We start from the raw sequence: 24,768 nt of genomic DNA, 5'->3' as shown, positions 1-24,768 counted from the left end.
GTGGCGGGTTACTTCTTGTCGCCGTTGACCAGAGCCTTGAAGTCAGCGCCAGCGCGGAACTTCGGAACGAAGCTCGCGGGGACGTTGATGGTGGCGCCGGTGGCGGGGTTGCGGGCCGTGCGGGCCGCGCGCTCGGACTTCTCGAAAACACCGAAGCCGGTGATGGCGACCTTGTCGCCCGACGCCACGGTGGCCTGAATGGTGTCAAGCACAGCGTTGACCGCTTCGGTCGCGGTCTTCTTGTCTCCGAGCCGATCGGAGATCGCGTCGATCAGGTCACGCTTGTTCATAAGGTTCCTCCGGTTCCCCCTTGCTCGCACGAAATTAGGGGAAGCAGAGGCCCTTACACAAATACAAACGCCTACGGGCAGGGCGTGTCGGGCCCATCCCCACCTGCGCGGCAGCTTCCGCGGGACTCCGGTCCAGACCGGAGGCACCCTCGGCTACAGTCCCTTTTGACCCCTTCTGCGAGCCTCAAATGCCTACGTATAACCGGATTCCGGGCACGAGACACGCTGAGCTTAAGGACGGAAGACCCGTAAGCAGGCGCTCACAGCATGTAAAGGTAAAATATTTCTGGACCGGGGGTGGCCTGCGTCACACAGGCCACGAATCCCCGGCCCAGAAGCCGATCAGTGTCTAGAGGGTCACCGGCAGCCAGGGCTTGCGGGTGCCCTCGAACTCCCCGATCTCGTCCGTGTGGCGCAGGGTCAGGGCGATGTCGTCCAGGCCCTCCAGGAGCCGCCAGCGGGTGTAGTCGTCCAGCTCGAAGGGCTCCCGCACGTCCGCCGCCGGAACCCGTACCTCGCGCTCGACCAGGTCCACGGTCACCTCGGTGGCGGGGTCGGCCTCGACGGCCGCCCAGACGCGGTCGATGACCTCCTGGGCCAGCAGGACCGTCAGCAGACCGCCCTTGAGCGAGTTGCCGCGGAAGATGTCGGCGAAGCGCGAGGACAGCACGGTCTTGAAGCCGTAGTCCTGGAGCGCCCACACGGCGTGCTCGCGCGAGGAGCCCGTGCCGAAGTCCGGTCCGGCCACCAGCACGGACGCGCCCTGGTACTCGGGGCGGTTGAGGACGAAGTCGGGGTCGGACTTGCGCCACTCGGCGAACAGGCCGTCCTCGAAGCCGGTCCGGCTGACCCGCTTGAGGTAGACGGCCGGGATGATCTGGTCGGTGTCGACGTTGCTCGCGCGCAGCGGCACGGCCCGACCGGTGTGGACGTCGAACTTCTCCATGAGAGGTCTCTCCTAACGGGGCGCGCTAGAGGGCGGCCAGGTCGGCGGGCGAGGACAGGGTGCCGCGCACCGCGGTGGCGGCGGCGACCTGCGGCGACACCAGGTGGGTGCGTCCGCCGCGGCCCTGGCGGCCCTCGAAGTTGCGGTTGGAGGTGGAGGCGCTGCGCTCGCCGGGCTTGAGCTGGTCGGGGTTCATGCCCAGGCACATCGAGCATCCGGCCTCGCGCCACTCGGCGCCGGCCTCCTCGAAGACCCGGCCCAGGCCCTCCTCGTTGGCCTGCTCCTTGACCCGCATGGAGCCGGGGACGACGAGCATGCGCACGCCCTCGGCCACCCTGCGGCCGCGGATGATCTCGGCGGCGGCGCGCAGGTCCTCGATGCGGCCGTTGGTGCACGAGCCCAGGAAGACGGTGTCCACGCTCACCTCGCGCATCGGCGTTCCGGCCGCGAGGTCCATGTAGGCCAGGGCCTTCTCGGCGGCGGCGCGGGCGGAGGGGTCCTCGAACGAGGCGGGGTCGGGCACGGCGGCGTCCAGCGGCACGCCCTGGCCGGGGTTGGTGCCCCAGGTGACGAACGGGCTGAGCTCGTCGGCGTCCAGCACGACCTCGGCGTCGAAGACCGCGCCCTCGTCGGTGCGCAGGCTCTTCCAGTGCTCGACCGCGGCGTCGAAGTCCTCGCCCTGCGGCGCGTGCGCCCGGCCGCGGATGTAGTCGAACGTGGTCTGGTCCGGGGCGATCATCCCGGCGCGGGCGCCCGCCTCGATGGACATGTTGCACACGGTCATACGGGCTTCCATGGACAGGGCCTCGATGGCCTCGCCCCGGTACTCGATGACGTAGCCCTGGCCGCCGCCGGTGCCGATCTTGGCGATGACCGCGAGGATGACGTCCTTGGCGGACACTCCCGGCCGCAGCGTGCCGTTCACCGTGACGGCCATCGTCTTGAAGGGGGCCATCGGCAGGGTCTGGGTGGCCAGGACGTGCTCGACCTGGCTGGTGCCGATACCGAACGCCAGGGCGCCGAACGCGCCGTGGGTGCTGGTGTGGCTGTCACCGCAGACGATGGTCATGCCCGGCTGGGTCAGGCCCAGCTGGGGGCCGACCACGTGCACCACGCCCTGCTCGATGTCGCCCATCGGGTGCAGCCGCACGCCGAAGTCGGAGCAGTTCTTGCGCAGCGTCTCGACCTGCTTGCGGGAGACCGGGTCGGCGATGGGGGCCAGCAGGTCCCGGGTGGGGACGTTGTGGTCCTCGGTGGCGATGGTCAGGTCCGGGCGGCGCACGGACCGGCCCGCCAGGCGCAGGCCCTCGAAGGCCTGCGGGCTGGTCACCTCGTGGACGAGGTGGAGGTCGATGTAGAGCAGGTCCGGCTCGCCGTCGGCACGCCGGACGACGTGCTCCTCCCAGACCTTCTCGGCCATCGTGCGTGCCATGGGCGATCGCCTCTCTCGTAATCGTCTCGGGCGCGTCTCGTGTGGAGCCCTGCGCGGACTGCGGCCTGACTTGCATTCCATATTTCGAGACGGCAATATCAAGCCATGGACAACTCTAGCTCATCCAGCGGCGTCGGTGTCCTGGACAAGACCATGTCCGTCCTCGACGCCCTGGAGTCGGGACCGGCGTCCCTGGCCCAGTTGGTACAGATCACCGGTCTGGCCCGGCCGACGGCCCACCGGCTGGCGGTGGCGCTGGAGCGCCACCGCATGGTCACCCGCGACAGCCAGGGGCGCTTCGTGCTGGGCCCGCGCCTGGGTGAGCTGTCGATAGCGACCGGCGAGGACCGGCTGCTGGCCGTGGCCTCCCCCGTCCTGGTGCAGCTGCGCGACCTGACCGGGGAGAGCGCGCAGCTCTACCGCCGCCAGGGGGACCTGCGGGTGTGCGTGGCCGCCTCCGAGCGCAGCAGCGGGCTGCGCGACACGGTCCCGGTCGGCAGCGAGTTGCCCATGAACGCCGGTTCGGCCGCCCAGGTGCTGCTGGCCTGGGAGGACTCCGACCGCATCCGCCGATCCCTGCTGGGGGCGCGGTTCACGGCGGCCAGCCTGGCCCAGGTGCGCCGCCGCAGGTGGGCCCAGAGCGTGGCCGAGCGCGAGCAGGGCGTGGCCTCGGTGTCCGCGCCGGTGTCGGGCCCCGGGGGGCGCGTGATCGCCGCCGTGTCGGTGTCGGGCCCCATAGAGCGCCTGACCCGCTCCCCCGGCCGCATCCACTCCCAGGCGGTCCTGTCGGCGGCGGAGAAGATCAGCGAGTCCCTGCACAGCTACGAGGGCGCGCACTAGCCGGGCCGCCCCACCCCGGCGGGCCGCCCCGAAGGCGGCCCACCGGAGGGGGCCGTGGTGAAGCGCCGGCGGCGGCCCTTCCCGGGGCGGGCGCGGAGCTCCTCCGTGACGGCCCGCCGCCGGGGACCGGCCCCGGGTTCAGGCGCCGACGAGGTCCATCGGCGACCGCGCGGTGATGGGCGCGGTCTTGGTGGACGCGCCCTCCGAGGCGACGGTGAACTCGCTCTCGGGCGACAGGGCGATCATCCCCAGCCAGTCGCGCACGGTCATCCCGGGCACCAGCTCGGTCGCGTCACCGCGCTCGCCCTCCCCGTCGACCATGACCAGGGCGTGGATGCGGTTGGTCACCGTGGCGAGCACGACCGGGTGCTCGAACGCCTCCAGTCTGCGGAAGACGTCCACCGCCTCGTCCCGGGGCGAGCAGACCAGCACCGTGTAGCGGCCGCGGGCGTCGCGCACCCGCGGGTTCTTCACCAGGTAGTGGATGAACTCGCGCGTGGTGCGGGCGTGCGCGGCCAGCAGCCTGGCCACCCGGCGCGCGTCGGGGCTGTTGGCGTGGCGGACCAGGGCGAGCTCGACCTTGCGCGAGGTCTGGAGCAGCCAGTCGATCTCGGACATCTCCGTCCGCGTGGGCCGCAGCTGACCGTCGTCCAGGCCGATCCCGCGCAGCCACGCGTTGACCTCGGACCACAGCCACACCAGGGAGCGGCCCACGGCCGCCTCGGGCGCGGGGAAGGGGACGCCGTCGTGCCGCTGCCCGCGGACCCACTGGTCGACGTTCTGCCTGCTCCTACCGGTGATCTCGGCGATGTCGGAGATCCCGACCAGCTCCCGGTCGAGGCGGACGATCCGCACGCCGGGCACCGTCACGTGGACGCGCTCCACCAGCGACCTGGCCGCCGTGACCGCGTCCGGGCCGAGCGCGGCCACGGACAGGCGCAGGGACCCGTGCCAGGAGGAGACGAGGGCGTCGAAGCTCTCGCTGAGGGCCTGGACGGTGTCGTGGTCGTCCAGGTCGAACCCGTCCACGACGAAGACGAACTCGTACTCGGCCATCGGCCTCGCCTTCCTCCGGAGCGTCCTCCGGTGTGCGCCGGGCTACCGGCCGCGGTCAACGGCCGCGGCACCACCGAACCCGCCGGGCGCCGCCCACCCGTTGGCAAACGTCAACATAAGGATACCCGGAACGGCCGGGCCCCACCACGGCCTGGGCCGCCGGAACCGCCTAAGCCCGGACCGTCCTCACTCGCGGGGTCCGCCCGCACCCCGCCGGGGGTCGTCCGGGGGCATCGGGCAGCGCCGCGCCTCCTGCCGGATGCGGCGCGCGGCACGGCCGGAGTTGCGCGGCGTCCCGGGGACCTGGATGCGGGTGCAGCCGCAGTCGCAGTACAGACGCCCCCAGTGTCCCTCCTGCCTCAGCACCCACCCCTGTTCGCACAGGTCCTTGAGGACCTCGCGCAGCTCCTTGTCCTGGTGGTTGCCCGGGCCGAGCTCACGGCCGGTCACGGCGCGCCCGGGGGCGCCGGTCCGGTCCGGACGGCTGGGGAGGCAGGGTCGCTCTTCATACGCTCCGACAGGGGTTGAGGGGTCGGGGAACCGCGCCCACCCAGTATCCCAGGGGCGTCTCAGCGCCGCGGACCCGCCTTCCGCGGCCCGGGGGGCCCGCGCGGCTCCGGAGGGCTCCCGGGGCCGGAGAGCACGAAAGGCCCCATCCTGGTGGATGGAGCCTTGCCTGCTGGTACCCCCGAGCGGATTCGAACCGCCGTTACCGCCTTGAGAGGGCGGCGTCCTAGGCCACTAGACGACGGGGGCCGGACTGGTCCGGGCGGACCTCTACCAAGATACCCGCCCCAACCGGACACCGGTGGCGTGCACCGGCCAGAAAGAAAGCCCTCACCTGGTGAGAGCTTCTCCCTCTGTGTACCCCCGAGCGGATTCGAACCGCCGTTACCGCCTTGAGAGGGCGGCGTCCTAGGCCACTAGACGACGGGGGCGCGCTTTCGGGTCTGCGACCCGCGCGGTCAGCGCCTCAACGCTGACCTGCGCTGGGGTACCAGGACTCGAACCTAGACTAACTGAACCAGAATCAGTCGTGCTGCCGATTACACCATACCCCAGTGCTCTGGGAGGACCCGGTCCGCTTTCGCTTCCCCGTCCCCCTCGGCGACGTGGACAACTCTAGCGGACATTCGGAGTGGTCGCGAACCGGAATCGGGGCGGCCGGGCTGTGGCTCCGACCACCCCCGTCCGCCTCAGGACCCGGCGGGGCCGTCCTGTGCGTCCAGCTTCGCCAGGGCCGCGGTCAGCCGCTCATGGACGCGCTCGCGGCCGAGCAGTTCCAGCGACTCGAACAGCGGCAGGCCGACGGTGCGGCCGGTGACCGCGACGCGCACGGGGGCCTGCGCCTTGCCCAGTTTCAGGCCCAGAGAGGCGCCGACCTCCTCGGTGGCGGCCTTGAGGTCCTCGGCGGCCCACGGCAGCTCCGGGTCGGCGAAGCGCGCCAGGGCGGCCTGGAGCATCTCCCGCCCCACGCCCGGCTTCATGGCCTTGGCCCAGCTCTTCTCGTCCTCCACGGGCTCGCGCAGGAAGAGGAAGTCCACGTTCGGCACGATCTCGCTGAGCACCGCCACGCGGCTCTGCGCGAGCGGGGCGACGGCGGCGAAGACCGCCGGATCGTAGTCGGCCGGGTCCCACGGGGCCGCGTCGCCGGTCAGCCACGGCTGGCAGCGCTCGACGAACTCCTCGGCGGAGAGCTCGCGGATGTACTCGCCGTTGAAGGCGCGCAGCTTCTTCTCGTCGAAGAAGGCGCTGGAGCTGTTGACGTCCTCCACCCGGAACAGCGGCTGCATCTGCGACCACGGCATGATCTCGCGGTCGTCGCCCGGCGCCCAGCCCAGCAGCATGAGGTAGTTGACCATCGCCTCCGGCAGGTAGCCCTCCTCCTGGTAGGACTCCAGGGCGACCTTGTCCCGGCGCTTGGAGAGCTTCTTGCGCTGCTCGTTGACGATGACCGGCAGGTGCGCCCACACCGGCGGGGTCAGCCCCAGCGCCTCCCACAGCAACTGCTGCTTGGGGGTGTTGGACAGGTGCTCCTCGCCGCGGACGACGTGGGTGATGCGCATCTCGACGTCGTCGACGACGTTGGCCAGCACGAACAGCGGCGAGCCGTCGGCGCGGGCGATCACGAAGTCCTCGATGGCGGAGTGCTCGAACTCCACGCGGCCGCGGATCCGGTCGTCCACGACGGTGGGGCCGCCCTCGGGCACGCGGAAGCGCAGGGCCCGGCCCGGGCCGGGCGCCAGGTTCCGGTCCCGGCAGAAGCCGTCGTAGCCCAGGTTGGGGTTGTCGCGCCGCTCCTGCACCTGCTCGCGGGTGCAGTCGCAGTAGTAGGCGCGGCCGTTCTTGTACAGCTCCTGCGCGGTCTCGCGGTGCTTGTCCGCGTACTCCGACTGGAAGTAGGGGCCCTCGAAGTGCGGGTCCTCCTCGCCGATGCCGAGCCAGGCCAGCGCGCGGATGATGCCCTCGGTCCACTCGGGGCGGTTGCGTGCGGCGTCGGTGTCCTCGACGCGCAGCACCATGCGGCCCTCGGGCCGCTGCTGTGCCAGCGCCCAGTTGAACAGCGCGGAGCGCGCGCCGCCGACGTGGAACATGCCCGTGGGGGACGGGGCGAAGCGGGTACGAATCGAAGTCTCAGTCACGCGCCCAGGGTATCCGCGCCGGACGGGGGCCCGGGGAAACCCGCTGGTCCCCGCCGCGCGCACGGAACCTGCCCCGTCCGGAAAACGGGCCGGGGCGGACCCGGCGCCCGCCTCACTCCCCGGCGGAGGCCGTGGGCAGCGGGCGCGGGTAGGGGCGCCCGATCCCGTAGCCCTCCGCGAGGGCGTCGGCGAAGGCCGCGGCGATCTTGACCTCCCCGCGCGCGTTGGGGTGGGTGCCGTCGTAGGTGTCGGCGGCCGGGTCCCAGTCCTCGCCGCCCGCCACGTCCAGGCTGATCACCGGCGAGCGCTCCGTGGACATGTCGGCGGCGACCTCGCGGATCAGGACGTTGTAGGCGTACACGCGCAGGGCGAAGCCCTCGTCGGACTCGGCCAGGGCGATGGGCACGGTCTCGGCGAGCACGACGCGCAGGTCCGGGTTGGCCTCGCGCGCCGCCTCCACGTAGCCGCGCAGCCGGTACTCCATCTCCTCCATCGTGACCGGCCACAGCAGGTCGTTCACGCCGAGCATGACGCACAGCACGTCCGGGCGGTGGACGCGGACGTCCTCCCGGATGGAGGAGGAGGCGTCGCGCAGGGTGCGGCCCCACAGGGCGTTGTGGTCCTGGTCGAAGTCGGGGTCCCGGTACTCGGCGGTGTCCGGGTCGCCGTCCGCGCCGGGCCAGACGGCACCGTCCTGCGGGATCCGCTCCCCGGGAGCGGAGGGGCCCGACTCGGGAGCGGTCCCCTCGGCGCCGTCCTCCCGGTAGTCCTCGGCGGGGTCGCCGTCCGGGCTCGGCGTCGCCTCGTCCTCGGCGGTGGGGACCGGCAGGATCATGTCGCGGCTCGCGGGGTCGCTGTAGGGGCCGACGAAGTCCAGTTCCTCCACGTGCGGGGAGAGGTGGTTCCACAGGTGGTAGCGCCAGGTCCGGTCGCCGTTGGCGCCCTGGGTCATCGAGTCTCCCGCCAGCATGATGCGGTGCGGTTCGCTCACGGGTCCCCCTGTCGGTGTGCCGGTGCCGCCGTCGTCGGTGCGCGCGGCCGTCCAGTAGGCGGTCCCCCCGGCCAGGAGCACGAGGGCGAGCGCACCGGCGAGGACGAGGGCACCGGTGCGGCGGCGTCGGGGGATGGTCAACGGACTGCCTTCCACTCGTGCGCGGGTCGGCGGCGCGGGCGCCGCCGACCCCTTGGCCCGCGCCGGACCGGCGCGCGGAGCGGGGCCCTCAGTCGCGGGCCACCACGCGGTTGGTGATGGTGCCCAACCGCTCCACCGTGACCGCGACCTCCTGGCCGACCTCGACCGGGCCCACCCCGGCGGGGGTTCCGGTGAGGACCACGTCACCGGGGAGCAGCGTCATGAAGGACGTGACGTAGGCGATGATGTCCGGGATGTCGTGGATGAACTGCGACGTGCGCCCGTCCTGGCGCGTCTGGCCGTCCACGGTGGTGGTGACGGCCAGGTCCTGTGCCTCCTCGATGCTCATCCCGGTGGTGATCCAGGGGCCGATGGGGCAGAAGGAGTCGAAGCCCTTGGCCCGCGTCCACTGCTTGTCCTTCTTCTGCAGGTCGCGGGCGGTGACGTCGTTGGCGACGGTGTAGCCGAAGATGACGTCCTTGGCGCGCTCGCGCGGCACCTCGCGGCAGGGGCGGGAGATGACGATGGCCAGCTCGCCCTCGTAGTCCACCCGCTCGGAGACGGCGGGGCGGAAGATCGGGTCGCGGGGCCCGGTCACGGCGGTGGAGGGCTTGAGGAAGACGACGGGTTCGTCGGTGGACTCCCCCGTGACGTCCTTCATCTCCGCGACGTGGTCCGCGTAGTTCTTGCCGATGCAGACCACCTTGGTCGGCAGCACCGGTGACAGCAGCCGGACGTCGGAGAGCTTGGCCCGCTCGCCGGTCAGCTGGATGTCCCCGATGAGGGGGTGGCCGCTCAGCCGGGCGACGAACTCCTCCCCGGTGTCGGAATCCTTCTCTACCAGGCCGAACCCGACCTCGTCACCGGACGCGAACCGCGCGATGCGCACCTGATGCCTCCCAGCAGCCCTGTTGTCTCGCTTGCGGTTGAAGGGTATCGGCGCGGCGGGTGGCCGGAAGCGGACGGGACCCGTCCGGGGGGAGTCGAAGGACACATCCGGACCGCGCCGCGGACGGCACCAAAGCACACAGAAGCCGCGAAAGACCGCAGGACGTTGACTCCCTCTCATACCTGCTCTTCCCGGACAATGCCTTGGCCTTTCCTTGGGCCGGATTCTGGCATGCTGGGTCCGTCGTCCGCCGTCGAGAGGCTGGTTCCCGTGCCCACGTCCGCTTCGCCCGGGGGTCGTCCCCGTGCCCGGCACCGCAAGCGCCGCCGGTACCCGATGGGTCTGGCGCTGGGTCTGTGCCTGGTCTCCGGGGCCTCCACCGTGCTCATGGTGAGCGTGCCCGGTTCCGGGCCCGACTTCGGCGAGCCCGCCGAGACCTCCGCGACGGGACCGGTCGGCGACGGGGTCCCCGAGGAGGGCGGCGACCGGCGCACCTCCGCGGAGGACCGGGACTCGGCGGGCGGGGCCTCCGCGCCCGAAGCGGAGTCCTCCGCCGACCCCGCCGAGCGGGCCGAGGAGGAAGAGGCCCCGCTGCTGCTCCGCTCCGTGGAGGAGGAGGTCGAGAGCGCCGACGGCGAGTTCTCCGTGCTGGAGGGCGAGAGCGACGTCATGGGCGACGGCCCGGTGACCACCTTCGCCGTGGAGGTCGAGAAGGGGCTGCCCGGGGAGTCCGAGGACTTCGCGGCCGCCGTGGAGGAGATCCTGGGCGACCCGCGCAGCTGGGGCGACGACGGCGAGCGCGCGATGCAGCGGGTGGACGGCGACGACGCCGACGTCCGCGTGCTGCTGGCGGCCCCGGACACCGTGGACCGGCTGTGCGCCCCGCTGAACACCGACGGGTACGTGTCCTGCGCGAACGGGAACCGGGCGATCATCAACCAGAACCGCTGGGTGTCGGGCGTCCCCCACTTCGAGGACGACCTGGAGACCTACCGGATCTACCTGATCAACCACGAGGTGGGCCACACCCTGGGCCACGGCCACGTGGACTGCCCCGGCGAGGGGGAGCCGGCCCCGGTGATGCAGCAGCAGACCCTGGGACTCCAGGGGTGCGAGCCCAACGGCTGGGTCCACCCCGAGAACGACTCCGGGGACTGAGGGCCCGTCCGGATGCCGTCCGTGCTTTTTCCGGCCGACCGAGCACGCCCAGCCCGTCACTCCAGGTAACAATATTGACACGAAAAGCGACGGGGGGCCGTCCTGGAGGGCGGCCGCGGTCGTCGCGAGGGGGCGGGGCGGCTGCCGCCCCGCCCCCTCGTCCGCTCCCCGGAGGGCTCCGGCTCCCGGATCAGCCCTGCGGGTAGCCCTGGCGCAGGAGCCCGTAGGTGACGGCCTGTTCGAGGGCGACCCAGGACGCGTCGACGACGTTGGGGCCCACGCCCACCGTGGTCCACTCCCCCACCCCGTCGCTGAAGGTGATGAGGATGCGGGTGATGGCGTTGGTGCCGGAGCTGCCCTCCAGGATGCGGACCTTGTAGTCGGTCAGCTCCAGCCCGGCCAGCGCGGTGTACACGCCCTCCATGGCGCTGCGCAGCGCCCGGTCCAGGGCGTTGACGGGGCCGTTGCCCTCCGCGGTGGCGATCACGCGTTCGCCCTTGACCCGCAGTTTGACGGTGGCCTCGGTGAGGCTCTCGTAGTCGCTGGCCAGGGGGCTGGACCCGGCCCGGGGTCGGCGTTCGGTGATGACGCGCCAAGACTCGGTGTCGAAGTAGCGGACCGGCTGCCCCAGTTCCTCGCGCAGCAGCAGGTCCAGGGAGGCGTCGGCGGCCTCGAAGCTGTAGCCCGACAGCTCCAGGCCCTTGACCCGCTCCACGGCCCGCCCCGACAGGGCGCGGTCTCCGGACAGGTCCAGGCCCAGCTCCTTGGCCTTGAGTTCGATGGAGGCCCGCCCGGCCATGTCGGAGACGAGCATGCGCATGGCGTTGCCGACCAGCGCGGGGTCCGTGTGCTGGTACAGGTCGGGGTCGACCTTGATCGCGGAGGCGTGCAGCCCCGCCTTGTGCGCGAAGGCCGACACCCCCACGTAGGGCTGGTGCGTGTCGGGGGTGAGGTTGACGATCTCGGCGATGGCGGTGGCCACACGGGTCATCTCGGCCAGGCAGCCCTCGGGGAGGACCTCCTGACCGCGCTTGAGCGTGAGCGCGCCGACCACGGAGAAGAGGTTGGCGTTGCCGACCCGCTCGCCGTAGCCGTTGGCGGTGCACTGTACGTGGGTGGCGCCCGCGTCCACGGCGGCGAGGGTGTTGGCGACGGCGCAGCCGGTGTCGTCCTGGGCGTGGATGCCCAGGCGTGCGCCGGTGGCCTCGCGGACCTCGGTGACGATACGGGTGACGTCGGTGGGGAGCATGCCGCCGTTGGTGTCGCACAGGACGACGACGTCGGCACCGGCCCCGGCGGCGGCGCGGACCACGTCGAGCGCGTGGTCGGGGTTGTGGAGGTATCCGTCGAAGAAGTGCTCGCAGTCCACGAACACGCGCTGGCCGTGTTCGCGCAGGTGGGACACCGTGTCGGCGATCATGGCGAGGTTCTCGTCGAGGGTCGTGCGCAGCGCGCGCTCGACGTGCCGGTCGTCACTCTTGGCGACAAGGGTGACGACCGGTGCGCCGCTGTCGCGCAGTGCGGCCACCTGTGGGTCGTCGGCGGCCCGCACACCGGCACGGCGGGTCGCGCCGAACGCGGTGAGTTGCGCGTGCTCCAGCGTCAGCTCTCGTGAAGCCCGCTGGAAGAACTCGGTGTCCTTGGGGTTGGCCCCCGGCCACCCTCCCTCGATGAACGCCACCCCGAAGTCGTCCAGCAGCTTGGCGATGGCCAGCTTGTCGGAGACCCGCAGGTTGATCCCCTCGCGCTGGGCCCCGTCGCGCAGCGTGGTGTCGAAGACGTGGAAACTGTCGTCCCTCATGGGTGGAACTCCCGAAGGTGGATGCTGTGGTGTGGCCGACCGGGCCCCGCCAACAAAAAAGACCCCTCGTGGACACGAGAGGTCAGCGCGCTGGCGGCGTCCGATGGTCAGCCAGCGCGCCTCACGATAATGAGCACCTGAGACGGCATGAGGTCAGTGTGCCACACGGTGGCGGAGTTCTCGGTGCTCAACGGCGGATTGTCCCACCATGCGAGACATCGGTTTCTCGTACCGGACATACCCGGCACCCCGCCGAAGGCGCCCGGGAGCACCGTCTCCCCTCGTGAACCGCCCGGGGGCACGCCCCCCGGATCGGGCGGGCCTGTGCTCGGCGGTGACCGACGTCACCGGGGAGGAAGGGGCGGCCGTCCGCCCTGGACCCGTCCGCGGCCACGGGCCGGGGCACGCGGAGGTCCCGCCTCCTCGGCGGAGGGTCCGACAGCGGCGGCCCCGTCGGCCTCGGCCGCTTCGGACGCCGGGCACGGAGGCTCCCGGAGGAGGGGGAGGGGAGAACCGGGGCGGGCCGCCCGGGGGAGGACGGCCCGCCGGGGTCGTGTCAGAACCGGGTGATCCAGTCGTGCTTGTCGGCGCGCAGACCCGTCTGGATGCCCACCAGCTCCTCGCGCAGGCGCATGGTGACCGGGCCCGGGGTGCCGTCGCCGACGGTGAACTCGCTGTCGTCGCCCTTGACCCGGCCGACGGGGGTGATGACGGCCGCGGTGCCGCAGGCGAACACCTCGGTGAGCTCGCCGGACTCGGCCGCCTCGCGCCACTCGTCGGTGGAGATGGGCGCCTCCTCGGCCGGGATGCCGAGGTCGGGGGCCAGGGTCAGCAGCGACTCGCGGGTGATGCCCGGCAGCAGGGTCCCGGTCAGCGGGGGCGTGCGCAGACGCGCGTTCTCACCCGAGCCGAACACGAACCACAGGTTCATGCCGCCCATCTCCTCGACCCAGCGGTGCTCGCGGGCGTCGAGCCAGACCACCTGGTCGCAGCCCTGCTCCACCGCCTGCGCCTGGGCGAGGAAGCTCGCCGCGTAGTTGCCCGCGAACTTGGCCGCGCCCGTGCCGCCCGGCGCGGCGCGCGTGTAGTCCCTGGACAGCCACACCGTCACCGGCTGGACGCCGCCCGAGAAGTAGGAGCCGACCGGCGAGGCGATCAGCAGGTAGACGTAGGAGCGGGACGGGTGGTTGACGCCCAGGCCGACGTCCGTGGCGACCATGAACGGGCGCAGGTACAGGCTGAAGTCCTCCTTGGTCGGCACCCAGTCGCCGTCGTGCTCCAGGAGGAGTTCGATGGACTTCAGGAAGAGCTCCTCGGGGAGCTCGGGCATCGCCATGCGCGCCGCGCTGCGGTTGAAGCGGGCCGCGTTGGACTCGGGGCGGAAGGAGGCGAGCGAGCCGTCGGGGTGCCGGTAGGCCTTGAGGCCCTCGAAGATCTCCTGGGCGTAGTGGAGGGCGGCGGTGGCCGGGTCCAGGCTCAGCGGACCGTACGGCTCCAGCTTCGCGTCGTGCCACCCCTTCCCCTCGGTGTAGTGGATGCTCACCATGTGGTCGGTGAACACCTTGCCGAACCCGGGACTCTCCAGCAGTGCCTCTCGTTCCTGCGGGGTCTTCCGCCTGTCGGAGAGCTGGATGTCGAACGTCAACCCGCTTGTGGTGGTGTCGTTGTTCATGGTGTCGGTGGTCCTCTCGGGTGCATCAGGTCGGCAGCATCGCCGGCCTGGGATCTAGTCTGTCTGAAGAGCGCACCCGGTGCCAGAGCAGGAGTGATGCACGCGAGGGCGGCACCGCTCGGGAGCGGAGCCGCGTGCGGACACGGCGACGGGCGCGCTCGGGAACCCGGGCGCGCCCGTCGACGGTGAGGGTGGACCAGGCCGTCAGCCGCGCCGCAGGGAGGGAGGGCAGGGCTTCCGGCGTGTGCGTCAGCCCTGCTCGGCTACTCGCGCGGCGAGGTCGTCGCCGATCTGGGAGGTGGAGCGGACCGCGCCGTTCTGGGCACGGGTCTTGAGGTCCGTGGCGACCGCGGCCTCGATCCGGCGGGCCGCCTCGGGCACTCCGAGGTGCTCCAGCATGGTCGCGGCCGAGAGCACCGTGGCGGTGGGGTCGGCCTTGCCCTGGCCCGCGATGTCGGGCGCGGAGCCGTGGACGGGCTCGAACATGCTGGGGAAGGTGTTGTCCGGGTTGATGTTGCCGCTGGCGGCCAGCCCGATGCCGCCGGTGATGGCGGCGCCGATGTCGGTGATGATGTCGCCGAAGAGGTTGTCGGTGACCACCACGTCGAAGCGGGCGGGCTGGTTGACGAAGAACATCGACGCGGCGTCGACGTGGCAGTAGTCCACGGAGACCTGCGGGTACTCGGCGCCGACCTCCCGGACCACGCGCTGCCACAGCTCGCCGGCGAAGGTCAGGACGTTGTCCTTGTGGACCAGGGTGAGCTTGCGGCGGGGGCGGGAGGCGGCCTTGTCGAAGGCGTAGCGCACGACGCGCTCCACCCCGAAGCGGGTGTTGACGCTGTCCTGGGTGGCGATCTCGTGCGGGGTGCCCTTGCGCAGGACGCCCCCGGCGCCCGCGTAGGGGCCCTCGGTGCCCTCGCGGACCACCAGCATGTCGATGTCCTCGGGGCCCACACCCGCGAGCGGGCTGTCCACCCCCGGGTAGAGGCGGACGGGGCGCAGGTTGACGTAGTGGTCGAAGTCGAAGCGCAGGCGCAGGAGCAGGCCGCGCTCCAGGACGCCGCTGGGGACCGACGGGTCGCCGACGGCGCCGAGGTAGATGGCCTCGTGCCCGGCGAGTTCGGCCTCGACCGAGTCGGGCAGGGTCTCACCGGTGCGGTGCCAGAGCCTGGCGCCCAGCTCGTACTCGGTGGTCTCCACGGCGAGGTCGTGCTGGGAGGCCGCGACCTCCAGCACCTTGAGCCCTTCGGCGATGACCTCGGGACCGATCCCGTCGCCGGGAATGACCGCCAGTTTCACGGTGCGCGCTGCCATACGGACTGCCTCTGCTTCGACACGGCCCCACCGGCCGCTTCTCATATGGTGAGACCAGGATGAACACTGAATGAGACAACCCTACCGCCCCGGCGGAGTGCGGACGCCTCCGGCCGGGGGTTCGCGCGGCCGTCTCCGCGGCCGGGCCCTCAGGCCCGCCGGTTGAGGGCGTCCTGCAGGGCGCGGTTGATCTCGTCCTGGGAGTCGGGCGCGGACGGGTACTCGATCATGTCGTACATGCGATCCTCCGGATGCGTTGCGTGACCGGAACCGGGAACGGCGCGGCCAGGGAATGCTCTGCGACGAGGTGCACTACGGGACCGGGGTTCGGGGCGGATCGCGCCGAACGGCGGCGGAGCGCGGAACGTGGGCGACGGTGTCCACGGAACAAGGAGCCTTCCGGGCGGGATCGACTGCCGTGGAACGCCCGCACGGGCCCCGGTGGGGGCGCTCGCGGCGCCGGGCGGCGGCCTCCGGCTGTGGAACCGGTGCCGCTGACTCCTAGGACCTCAGAATATCGGATGTCCAACTATATGGCCAGGGTTTCTCACCATACGAGACGACCTGTTGTCATCGCTGGTCGGAGCGCGGACGCGACACGCCTCGGGTCCAGGCCGCGACCACACAAAAGCGGAGAAGGGCCGCGAAGGCCGCACAACTCACCGCGCCGTGCGGACCCCGGACAGCACGAGGGGCCGCACCGCACGCGGCGCCCGGGGGCGCCGGATGCGGTGCGGCCCCTGCCGCGACCACCCGGAGGGAACTCCCGGCTAGTCCTCCAGGTCGACCTGGCGGCTGATGTCGGCGTCGATCTCGGCGGAGATCGAGGCGAGGGTCTCGTCGGGCACCGCGGAGTCCACGGTGAGCGCGATCAGCGCCTTGCCGCCCTCCTGGTCCCGGATGACCTGCATGCCCGCGATGTTGACACCGGCGTCGCCCAGCAGGGCGCCGACCGTGCCGACCACGCCGGGGCGGTCCTCGTAGGACAGGAACACCATGTGCTCGGCCAGGCCGATCTCCATGGTGTAGTTGTTGATCTCCACCAGCTTCTCGACCTGGCGGGGACCGGTCAGGGTGCCCGAGGCCGACACGCGGGTACCGTCGGCGAGCACGCCGCGGACCGTGATGAGGTTGCGCCAGTCGGTGTTGTCGTCGCTGGTGACGAGGTTGACCTCGACGCCGCGCTCCTTGGCGAGCAGCGGGGCGTTGACGAAGGTCACGGTGTCCTCGACCACGTCGGCGAACACGCCCTTGAGGGCGGCCAGCTCCAGCACCTTGACGTCGTGCGAGGCGATCTCACCGCGCACCTCGACGTCGATACGGCTGGCGATGGTGCCCGCGAGGGAGGTGAACACGCGGCCGAGCTTCTCGGTCAGCGGCAGACCCGGCTTGACGTCCTCGGCCACGCCGGTGCCCTGCACGTTCACGGCGTCGGGGACGAACTCGCCGGAGAGGGCCAGCTTGACCGAGCGGGCGACCTGGGTGCCCGCCTTCTCCTGGGCCTCGGCGGTGCTGGCGCCCAGGTGGGGGGCCACGACCACGTTCTCGAACTCGAAGAGGGGGCTGTCGGTGCACGGCTCCTTGGCGAAGACGTCGATGCCCGCGCCCGCCACGCGGCCGTCCTTGAGGGCCCGGTAGAGCGCGTCCTCGTCCAGGATGCCGCCGCGCGCGGCGTTGATGACGCGCACGGTGGGCTTGACCTTGCTCAGGGCCTCGTCACCGATCAGGCCCAGCGTGTCCTTGTTCTTGGGCAGGTGGATGGTGATGAAGTCCGAGCGCTCCAGCAGCTCGTCGAGCGTGGTCATCTCCACGCCGATCTGGGCCGCGCGGGCGGGCTGCACGAAGGGGTCGTAGGCGATGACCTGGGTACCGAAGGCCGACAGGCGCTGCGCGACCAGGGCGCCGATGCGGCCGAGGCCGACGATGCCGACGGTCTTCTCGTAGAGCTCGACACCGGTGTACTTGGAGCGCTTCCACTCGCCGTTGACCAGGGCGTTGTGCGCCGGAGCGGTGTTGCGCGCGCTGGCCAGCAGCAGGTTGATGGCCTGCTCGGCGGCGCTGATGATGTTGGAGGTGGGTGCGTTGACCACCAGGACGCCGGCCTTGGTGGCGGCCTCCACGTCCACGTTGTCCAGACCGACACCGGCCCGGGCCACCACCTGGAGACGGGAGGCGGCGGCGATCGCCTCGGCGTCCACCTGCGTCGCGCTGCGCACGATGAGGGCGTCGACGTCGGCGAGGGCGGGCAGGAGCTGGGACCGGTCGGCGCCGTCGACGTGGCGTACCTCGAAGTCCTCCTCGAGCAGCGCGATTCCGGCGGGCGAGAGCTTTTCCGCTACGAGTACGGCGGGTTTGGGCACAACGGTTCCTTTTCGGGTGGTGCGGCCCGACCGCGCAGGTGGTGGGCGCTGCCCGGATCGGGGGTGACGGCTGGTCGGAAGTCTACCGGCGAGGTAGGGAAGCCCGACGGGGACGGGTGGCCAAGGGCCGCCCGTCCCCGTGGTTCACCGGGTCCCGAGCACGGGGCGAAGCGGAGCGGAGCCCCAAAAAGGCACTGCCTAGGCCTTGAGCCAGCTCATCAGCGGGCGCAGCTCCGCGCCCACCTTCTCGATCTGCTCGTTCTGCTCGGCCTCGCGGCGCTTGGTGAAGGTCGGCTGCCCGGCGTCGAACTCCTCCATGAGCTCCTTGGCGTAGGAGCCGTCCTGGATCTCGCCGAGGATCTTGCGCATCTCCTGGCGGGTCTGCTCGGTGATCAGGCGCGGGCCGCGGGTGTAGCCGCCGTACTCGGCGTTGTCCGAGACCGACCAGTTCATCTTGGAGATGCCGCCCTCGTACATGAGGTCCACGATGAGCTTGAGCTCGTGCAGGCACTCGAAGTAGGCGATCTCCGGCTGGTAGCCCGCCTCGACCAGGGTGGCGAAACCGGCCTTGACCAGCTCCTCGGTGCCGCCGCAGAGCACGGCCTGCTCACCGAACAGGTCGGTCTCGGTCTCCTCGGTGAACGTGGTCTTGATGACGCCGGCCTTGGTGCCGCCGATGCCCTTGGCCCAGGACAGCGCCAGGTCCCAGGCCTGCCCGCTGGCGTCCTTCTCGACCGCGACCAGGCAGGGCACGCCGCGCCCGGCCTCGTACTGGCGGCGGACCAGGTGGCCCGGGCCCTTGGGGGCGACCATGGCCACGTCCACGCCCTCGGGCGGGGTGATGAGGCCGTAGCGGATGCTGAAGCCGTGGCCGAAGAAGAGGGCGTTGCCCGCCTCCAGGTTCGGCGCGATCTCGGCCGCGTACAGGTCCCGGTGGATGTGGTCGGGGACCAGGATCATGATGACGTCGGCCTCGCGGGTGGCCTCCGCGGGGGTGAGGACGCGCAGGCCCTCCTCCTCGGCCTTGGCCCGGCTCTTGGACCCCTCGGCGAGGCCGATCCGCACGTCCACGCCCGAGTCGCGCAGCGACAGCGCGTGCGCGTGGCCCTGGCTGCCGTAGCCGATCACGGCGACCTTCTTGCTCTGGATGAGCGAGAGGTCCGCGGCGTCGTCGTAGTACATCTGTGCTGCCACTTGGGGTTGCTCCTTGTTTCTCAGTTTCGTGTGGGACGCGGTGGGGTCCGTGTGCGCCCGGGCCCCGGGTCCACCAGCGGGAGCGGTGAACCGAAGGTCACCGCTACGCGCTGCGCTCGACCGTGCGGAGGGATCGGTCGGTGATCGACCGGGGTCCGCGTCCCAGGGCGACCAGCCCTGATTTGACGAGTTCCCGGATGCCGAACGGCTCCAGGTTCCTGACCAGGGCATCGAGCTTCTCGGGGTCGCCGGTGGCCTCGATGACGACGACGTCCGGGCTGACGTCCACGACGTGCGCGCGGAACAGCTCGGCCGTCTGTAGCACGTGGGTGCGGCTGGACGCGTCGGCCTTGACCTTGACGAGCAGGAGCTCGCGCCGGACCGACGCGGTGGTGTCCATCTCCACGATCTTGACGACGTTGACCAGCTTGTTGAGCTGTTTGGTCACCTGCTCCAAGGGGTGGAGGTCGCAGTTGACCACGATTGTCATCCGGGACAGTCCTGGGTACTCGGTGTTGCTCACACTGAGCGAGTCGATGTTGAAGCCTCGACGGGAGAAGAGGGCGGAGGCACGGGCGAGGATACCCGGGGTGTCCTCCACCAGAACGGAAAGCGTGTGACTGCTCATGGTGGCTTCGCCTGTTCCTCTTAGTCCTCGTGTTCCCAGTTCGGCGCCATGTCGCGCGCGTACTGGATGTTGTCGTTGCTGACGCCGGGGCCGACCATCGGCCAGACCATGGCGTCGTGGTTGACGGTGAAGTCCACGACGACGGGGGCGTCGTCGATCGCCATGGCCTTCTCGATGGTGGCGTCGATGTCCTCGGCTCGCTCGCAGCGCAGGCCGACACAACCGTACGCCTCCGCGAGGCGGACGAAGTCGGGGATGCGGACCTTCTCGTCGCGCGGGGAGGTCTGGAGGTCGGTGTTGGAGTAGCGGCCCTCGTAGAACAGGGTCTGCCACTGGCGGACCATGCCCAGGTTGCCGTTGTTGACCACGGCGACCTTGACCGGGATGCCCTCGATCGCGCAGGTGGCCAGTTCCTGGTTGGTCATCTGGAAGCAGCCGTCGCCGTCGACCGACCACACGGTCCGGTCGGGGTCGCCGACCTTGGCGCCGAGCGCGGCGGGGACGGAGAAGCCCATGGTGCCCAGGCCGCCGGAGTTGACGAAGGAGCCGGGGCGCTCGTAGTCGATGAACTGGGCGGCCCACATCTGGTGCTGGCCCACGCCCGCGACGTAGGTGGCCTCCGGGCCGACGACCTTGCCCAGGCGCTCGATGACGGCCTGCGGGGACAGGCTGCCGTCCTCGGGCGCCTCGTAACCCTTGGGGTAGGTGTTGCGCAGGCGGTTGAGCTGCTGCCACCAGGCCTCGTAGTCGCCCTGGCGGCCCTTCTCCTGGTCGGCGCGCACGGCCACGACCAGGTCGGCGAGGACCTCACGGCAGTCGCCGACGATGGGCACGTCGGCGTGGCGGTTCTTGGAGATCTCGGCCGGGTCGATGTCGGCGTGGACGATCTTGGCGTCGGGGGCGAAGCTGTCCAGACGTCCGGTGACGCGGTCGTCGAAGCGCGCGCCCAGGGCGACGATGAGGTCGGCCTTCTGGAGGGCGCCGACGGCGGCCACGTCGCCGTGCATTCCGGGCATCCCCACCGACTGCGGGTGGCTGTCGGGGAAGACGCCGCGGGCCATCAGGGTGGAGACGACGGGGGCGCCGGTGAGCTCGGCCAGGACGCGCAGCTCGGAGGAGGCGCCGGCGCGCAGGACGCCGCCGCCGACGTAGAACACCGGGCGCCGGGCCTCGGCGATCATGCGGGCGGCCTCGCGGACCTGCTTGCCGTGCGGCTTGGTGACCGGGCGGTAGCCGGGCAGGTCGAGGCGCTCGGGCCAGACGAACTCGGCAGAGTTCTGCAGGGCGTCCTTGGAGATGTCGACCAGGACGGGGCCGGGGCGTCCGCTGGAGGCGATGTGGAAGGCCTCGGCGACGATCCGCGGGATCTCGCGCACGTCCTTGACCAGGAAGTTGTGCTTGGTGATCGGCATGGTGATGCCGCAGATGTCGGCTTCCTGGAAGGCGTCGGTGCCGATCATCGGGGAGGCGACCTGGCCGGTGATGGCGACCATCGGAACCGAGTCCATGTGCGCGTCGGCGAGCGGGGTGACCAGGTTGGTGGCGCCGGGCCCGCTGGTGGCCATGCACACCCCCGGACGGCCGGTGGCGTAGGCGTAGCCCTCGGCGGCGTGACCGGCCCCCTGCTCGTGGCGCATGAGGATGTGGCGCACCTTGGCCGAGTCGTAGAGCGGGTCGTAGGCCGGGAGGATGGCGCCGCCGGGAATCCCGAAGACAGTGTCAACGCCGACCTGTTCCAGCGACCTGATCAGCGATTGGGCGCCGGTCATCTGCTCGGTCATCTCAAGATCCTTCAGCGAGGGTCAGAGCGGCACGGGGGCTCTGGCCTGGTGGGTCTGACTCTGGGCCTGGCAATAAAAAAACCCCCACCGCCGACGGCGGTTGAGGGGTGGCGCGCAGCAGAGGAAACTCAGCGGGCTGCGCGCCGACCAAGTACGAGAATCAGGGAGTTGCTCTGCATGCTGACCACATTGGCCGACGGAGAGGGCACCCGTCAACCAGAACGACATATTGTCTCATATATTGAGACGTCAATGTCAGCATGCGGCCTCACCCGATGACGTGACAACCCCTACGAACTGGGCGAATGCCGACAAGTCACCCCGGTTTCGTGTGACGCACACCGCACGGGCGGCGGCCGGGGTTCGTGGAGCGGAACGGAGCGCGCGGTCAGCGCGCGTCCGTCCCCGCCCGTTCGGAGGAGGAGGTCCTCCGCGCTGCCGTCCTCCGCCGCCCGGCGGACCCCCCGGTCCAGCTCGTCGGGGTCCGAGGACGCGTTGATCCGCTCGCGTACCTGGTTCGGCACCGCGATCCCCCGGGCGTCCAGCACACCCGGGATCGCCTCGATCCGGCCCTCGATCCGCCCTCCGGGAAGGGCGGCCGACCGGTCCGGCCCGGAACCCGCGGCCGCGCGGCCATGGTCTCCTCCGGGGAGCCCGGGGCGGTCGCGGGCGGGACCGCGGTCAGCGTTCCGTCCGGTCAGAGGCTGACCCCGGCCTCGCCGCCGACGAGCGACTCCACGCCGCTCGCGGGCATGGGCCGGGCCACCAGGAACCCCTGGCCGTGGTCGCAGCCCATGGCGCGCAGCTGCTCCAGCTGCTCGGAGCGCTCGATGCCCTCGGCCACGACCTGCACGCCCAGGTCGCGCCCCAGCTGGATGATCGTGTGCGTGAGCAGTGTGACCGTGTCGTCGCGGCCCAGGTCGGCCACGAACGACGGGTCGATCTTGATCGCGTCCACGCTCAGCCTGCGCAGGTGCGCCAGGGACGCGTAGCCCATCCCGTAGTCGTCGATGGCCAGCCGCACGCCCAGCTCGCGCAGCTCACCCAGGCGCTGCACGGCCTCCCCGCCGTCGTCGAGCAGGACCTCCTCGTCCACCTCCAGGGTCAGCACCTCGGCCGGAAGCCCGGACTCGGCGAGGATCCCCGCCACCGACTCCACGAAGCGCGGCGACAGCACCTGCTTGACCGACAGGTTCACCGACAGGCCGATGTCCCAGTCCGAGAGCCGCCACACCGCGACCTTCTCGCAGGCCTCGCGCAGGATCCGCTCACCCAGCGGCACGATCAGGCCCGACTCCTCGGCCGCGCCGATGAAGTCCTCGGGGCCGACCCTCTCGCCGTCGCGGTCCCAGCGCACCAGCGCCTCCACCGAGGTCACCTGGGAGCTGCCCAGGTCCACGACGGGCTGGTACTCCAGGAAGAACTCGTCCTTGGCCAGCGCCTCGCGCAGGCGGATCTGGAGTTCCAGGCGCGAGACCACCGTGTCGTGCATGTGCGCGGCGTACACCTCCACGTGGCCCGACCCCCGCTCCTTGGCGCGGGTCATGGCCACGTCGGCGTTGCGCAGCAGCTCGCCGCTGTCGGTGACCTGTTCGGCGAAGGCCACGCCGATGCTGGCGGTCAGCATGATGTCCCGATCGGCGACCGGGAACGGCTCCGAGGCGATCACCCTCCCCAGGCGCTCGGCCAGGTCCACCACCCGCTGGACCCGGGGCACGTTCTCGACCAGCACCGCGAACTCGTCGCCGCCCCAGCGCGCCAGGGTCGCGTCGGAGTCCAGCTCGCCGCGCAGCCTGCGGGCCGCCTGGCCGAGCAGGTGGTCGCCGCGCACGTGCCCGGCGGAGTCGTTGACCGCCGTGAACCCGTCCAGGTCCAGGAAGATCACCGCGACCTCGCCCGCGGGCTCCTCGTTGATCACCCGGTGCGCCAGGACGTCGCTGGCCCGCTCCTCCAGGTAGGCGCGGTTGGGCAGGCCGGTCACACCGTCGTGGAACGTCAGGTGCTCCACCTCGTCCTGGAGCGCCACCTGCGCGCTGATGTCGCGGGTGGTCACCAGCAGCCGGTCGGGCTCACCCGGCTGCTCGTACAGGGACATGGTGGACTCGGTGTGCCGCCAGGTCCCGTCGGCCGCCCGCACCCGCAGCCGCATGTGCACCCCCTGCGCGCCGCGCTCGGAGAACAGGTCGGTGACGGCCTTGGTGCGCCCCAGGTCCTCAGGGTGGATGAGCGCGGTGACGGGGGCGGCGAGCACGTCGTCGAGACGGTAGCCGAAGGCCTCGGCCGTGCCCGGGCTGACGTAGTTCACGCCGCCGTCGCGGTCCAGCACGAGGATGACGTCGCCGCTGTTGCGCGCCAGCTCGTGGAAGTGGACCTCGCGGTTGCGCACCATCCGGGAGAGCGTGGCGTTCTCCTCCAGCATGCCCACCATGCGCACCAGGAGCACCACCACCGCGGTGCCCGCGGCGAGCGGCAGCACCGGCGCCACCCCGACCAGGCGGACCCCCGCCACGGTCAGCACCACGGCGGCCACGAACACGGCGCCGATCGCGGCGAGTTCGGGCGCGAACCGGTAGAGCCCCCGGCCGGTGATCCGGCGCGGGTCGGTGCCGGGCCGGTGCTCCACGAGCCACGGCAGGGCCCCCAGCAGGGCGAAGCCCAGGAACCTGACCGGGTGTTCGACCCCGCCGAGGAAGGGCGGGCCGGTCAGGCGGGTGAGCGCGCCGAGGATGTCCGCCCCGGCGATGACGATGAGGGCGCCGATGGCCACCAGCACCGCGCGCCGCGTGCTGTGCGGCGACATGAAGACCAGCGGCACGAGCAGGCACAGCACGACGATGTCGGCGACCGGGTAGACCAGGGCGAAGCCGAGGAACCCGGCGCCCTCCCCGAGTTCCTGGTAGAGCGGGGAGAACAGCAGCAGCCAGACCACGGAGAAGACCGCGGCGGCGCACACGTAGCTGTCGGTGACGTGGCGCACGGCGGTCCGCAGGCCGCCCGGCCACGGCGCGAACTTGGTGAAGCCGATCACGAAGAGTGGCAGGGCCGCGAGGGCGAAGAGGTCACCCAGAGTGAGCGACAGTGCCGTGGCGGAGCTGAACAGGCGGATCAGACCGTGAGTGACGCCACCCGCGCACCAGGCGAGCGCGGCGAAGCCGAGGTGGCGCAGGGCGGAGGGTCCGTCCGCGCCGTCGGCGTGGGCGTCCCGGTCGGCGCCGGTGGCCGCCCAGCGGCGCGAGGCGTAGAGCAGCGACAGTCCGGCGGCCCCGGCCGCCACGGACGTGGGCCACTCGCCGAGCGCGGCGGTCACGCTGTCCTGCGCCGAGGGGACGAGGGTCCCCACCAGGTAGAGCAGGAACAGCGCCACCAGGGCCACGATCCACAGGCGGCGTGCCCGGGTTCCCATCACCGACCTCCCAGTGGGCGCGTCACGGTCGACGCGGCGTCCTGCCGCGGTCACGCTCTCTCCTCGGACATGGAGCACCCACCTCGCGTCGTTCGAGTCCGGGCGCGGCACAGCACCCGGCACCGCGTCTGCCGCCCAGGATCTCGCGGGACTGGGACGGGCCCGGTGGCGGAACGGCCCGGGGGACCGTACACGTCCCCGTGCGTCGCAACCCTACGCAACCAAGGTCA

At 71.3% G+C, this 24,768-nt stretch carries 18 protein-coding genes and 3 tRNA genes; 2 read left to right on the top strand and 19 right to left on the bottom strand.

Features of this window, described 5'->3' with window-relative positions; translation table 11 throughout:
* Positions 1-8 precede the first annotated feature (8 nt).
* The 3 genes from G011_RS0111855 to leuC all read right to left on the bottom strand — a co-directional run bounded on the left by G011_RS0111855 (position 9) and on the right by leuC (position 2,668).
* Positions 9-290 carry an HU family DNA-binding protein gene (locus tag G011_RS0111855; RefSeq protein ID WP_013151244.1) on the bottom strand — a complete coding sequence of 94 codons (282 nt, stop codon included), beginning with the start codon at positions 288-290 and terminating at the stop codon, positions 9-11.
* Positions 291-639: 349 nt separating this feature from the next.
* The gene (gene leuD / locus G011_RS0111850) at positions 640-1,236 is read right to left on the bottom strand and encodes a 3-isopropylmalate dehydratase small subunit (protein ID WP_013151243.1); all 597 of its coding nucleotides are present in this window, start codon (positions 1,234-1,236) and stop codon (positions 640-642) included.
* Positions 1,237-1,261: 25 nt separating this feature from the next.
* A complete protein-coding gene (leuC, locus tag G011_RS0111845; protein WP_019608648.1) occupies positions 1,262-2,668 on the bottom strand; it encodes a 3-isopropylmalate dehydratase large subunit in 1,407 nt (468 codons plus the stop codon).
* Between the two features lie 153 nt (positions 2,669-2,821).
* Between leuC and G011_RS0111840 the strand changes: the two genes are divergently transcribed.
* Positions 2,822-3,508 (top strand): IclR family transcriptional regulator, encoded by a 687-nt coding sequence (locus tag G011_RS0111840; RefSeq protein WP_019608647.1) that lies wholly within the window; start codon positions 2,822-2,824, stop codon positions 3,506-3,508.
* Between the two features lie 138 nt (positions 3,509-3,646).
* Here G011_RS0111840 and G011_RS0111835 read toward each other — a convergent pair whose 3' ends face one another.
* The 8 genes from G011_RS0111835 to G011_RS0111800 all read right to left on the bottom strand — a co-directional run bounded on the left by G011_RS0111835 (position 3,647) and on the right by G011_RS0111800 (position 9,227).
* Positions 3,647-4,564 carry an AlpA family transcriptional regulator gene (locus G011_RS0111835; RefSeq protein ID WP_013151240.1) on the bottom strand — a complete coding sequence of 306 codons (918 nt, stop codon included), beginning with the start codon at positions 4,562-4,564 and terminating at the stop codon, positions 3,647-3,649.
* 186 nt (positions 4,565-4,750) lie between these two features.
* Positions 4,751-5,014 (bottom strand): hypothetical protein, encoded by a 264-nt coding sequence (locus G011_RS0111830; RefSeq protein WP_013151239.1) that lies wholly within the window; start codon positions 5,012-5,014, stop codon positions 4,751-4,753.
* Positions 5,015-5,244: 230 nt separating this feature from the next.
* Positions 5,245-5,320: transfer RNA gene (locus G011_RS0111825), tRNA-Glu, on the bottom strand.
* 109 nt (positions 5,321-5,429) lie between these two features.
* A tRNA-Glu gene (locus G011_RS0111820) sits at positions 5,430-5,502 on the bottom strand.
* 51 nt (positions 5,503-5,553) lie between these two features.
* Positions 5,554-5,625 (bottom strand) — tRNA-Gln (locus G011_RS0111815).
* A 135-nt stretch (positions 5,626-5,760) separates the two neighbouring features.
* The gene (gene gltX, locus G011_RS0111810; protein WP_081642953.1) at positions 5,761-7,206 is read right to left on the bottom strand and encodes a glutamate--tRNA ligase; all 1,446 of its coding nucleotides are present in this window, start codon (positions 7,204-7,206) and stop codon (positions 5,761-5,763) included.
* A gap of 112 nt (positions 7,207-7,318) precedes the next feature.
* Positions 7,319-8,338: a GDSL-type esterase/lipase family protein gene (locus G011_RS0111805; protein WP_019608645.1), complete on the bottom strand. Its 1,020-nt coding sequence runs from the start codon at positions 8,336-8,338 to the stop codon at positions 7,319-7,321.
* An 88-nt stretch (positions 8,339-8,426) separates the two neighbouring features.
* On the bottom strand, positions 8,427-9,227 hold the full coding sequence (locus G011_RS0111800) for a fumarylacetoacetate hydrolase family protein (RefSeq protein ID WP_013151236.1): 801 nt from the start codon (positions 9,225-9,227) through the stop codon (positions 8,427-8,429).
* 336 nt (positions 9,228-9,563) lie between these two features.
* Between G011_RS0111800 and G011_RS0111795 the strand changes: the two genes are divergently transcribed.
* Positions 9,564-10,385: a DUF3152 domain-containing protein gene (locus G011_RS0111795; protein ID WP_019608644.1), complete on the top strand. Its 822-nt coding sequence runs from the start codon at positions 9,564-9,566 to the stop codon at positions 10,383-10,385.
* A gap of 190 nt (positions 10,386-10,575) precedes the next feature.
* On the opposite strand, the gene cimA is transcribed toward G011_RS0111795, so the two are convergent.
* From cimA to G011_RS0111750, 8 genes are all read right to left on the bottom strand, one after another.
* Positions 10,576-12,186 carry a citramalate synthase gene (gene cimA, locus G011_RS0111790; RefSeq protein ID WP_019608643.1) on the bottom strand — a complete coding sequence of 537 codons (1,611 nt, stop codon included), beginning with the start codon at positions 12,184-12,186 and terminating at the stop codon, positions 10,576-10,578.
* 556 nt (positions 12,187-12,742) lie between these two features.
* Entirely contained in the window at positions 12,743-13,858 is a 1,116-nt protein-coding gene (locus tag G011_RS0111785; protein WP_019608642.1) for a branched-chain amino acid aminotransferase, read from the bottom strand.
* A gap of 249 nt (positions 13,859-14,107) precedes the next feature.
* Positions 14,108-15,172, bottom strand: a complete 1,065-nt coding sequence (locus tag G011_RS0111780; RefSeq protein ID WP_013151232.1) for a 3-isopropylmalate dehydrogenase — start codon at positions 15,170-15,172, stop codon at positions 14,108-14,110.
* Between the two features lie 770 nt (positions 15,173-15,942).
* On the bottom strand, positions 15,943-17,532 hold the full coding sequence (gene serA, locus G011_RS0111770; protein ID WP_013151231.1) for a phosphoglycerate dehydrogenase: 1,590 nt from the start codon (positions 17,530-17,532) through the stop codon (positions 15,943-15,945).
* A gap of 198 nt (positions 17,533-17,730) precedes the next feature.
* Positions 17,731-18,726 carry a ketol-acid reductoisomerase gene (gene ilvC, locus G011_RS0111765; protein ID WP_013151230.1) on the bottom strand — a complete coding sequence of 332 codons (996 nt, stop codon included), beginning with the start codon at positions 18,724-18,726 and terminating at the stop codon, positions 17,731-17,733.
* A gap of 103 nt (positions 18,727-18,829) precedes the next feature.
* Positions 18,830-19,354, bottom strand: a complete 525-nt coding sequence (gene ilvN, locus G011_RS0111760; RefSeq protein ID WP_013151229.1) for an acetolactate synthase small subunit — start codon at positions 19,352-19,354, stop codon at positions 18,830-18,832.
* 20 nt (positions 19,355-19,374) lie between these two features.
* The gene (locus G011_RS0111755) at positions 19,375-21,135 is read right to left on the bottom strand and encodes an acetolactate synthase large subunit (RefSeq protein ID WP_019608639.1); all 1,761 of its coding nucleotides are present in this window, start codon (positions 21,133-21,135) and stop codon (positions 19,375-19,377) included.
* A gap of 697 nt (positions 21,136-21,832) precedes the next feature.
* Positions 21,833-24,538, bottom strand: a complete 2,706-nt coding sequence (locus G011_RS0111750) for a bifunctional diguanylate cyclase/phosphodiesterase (protein WP_019608638.1) — start codon at positions 24,536-24,538, stop codon at positions 21,833-21,835.
* Positions 24,539-24,768 lie beyond the last annotated feature (230 nt).

This window comes from Nocardiopsis sp. CNS-639 (genome assembly GCF_000381685.1).
Classification (GTDB): Bacteria; Actinomycetota; Actinomycetes; order Streptosporangiales; family Streptosporangiaceae; genus Nocardiopsis; species Nocardiopsis dassonvillei.
This window is presented reverse-complemented; position numbering and strand designations above follow the sequence as displayed.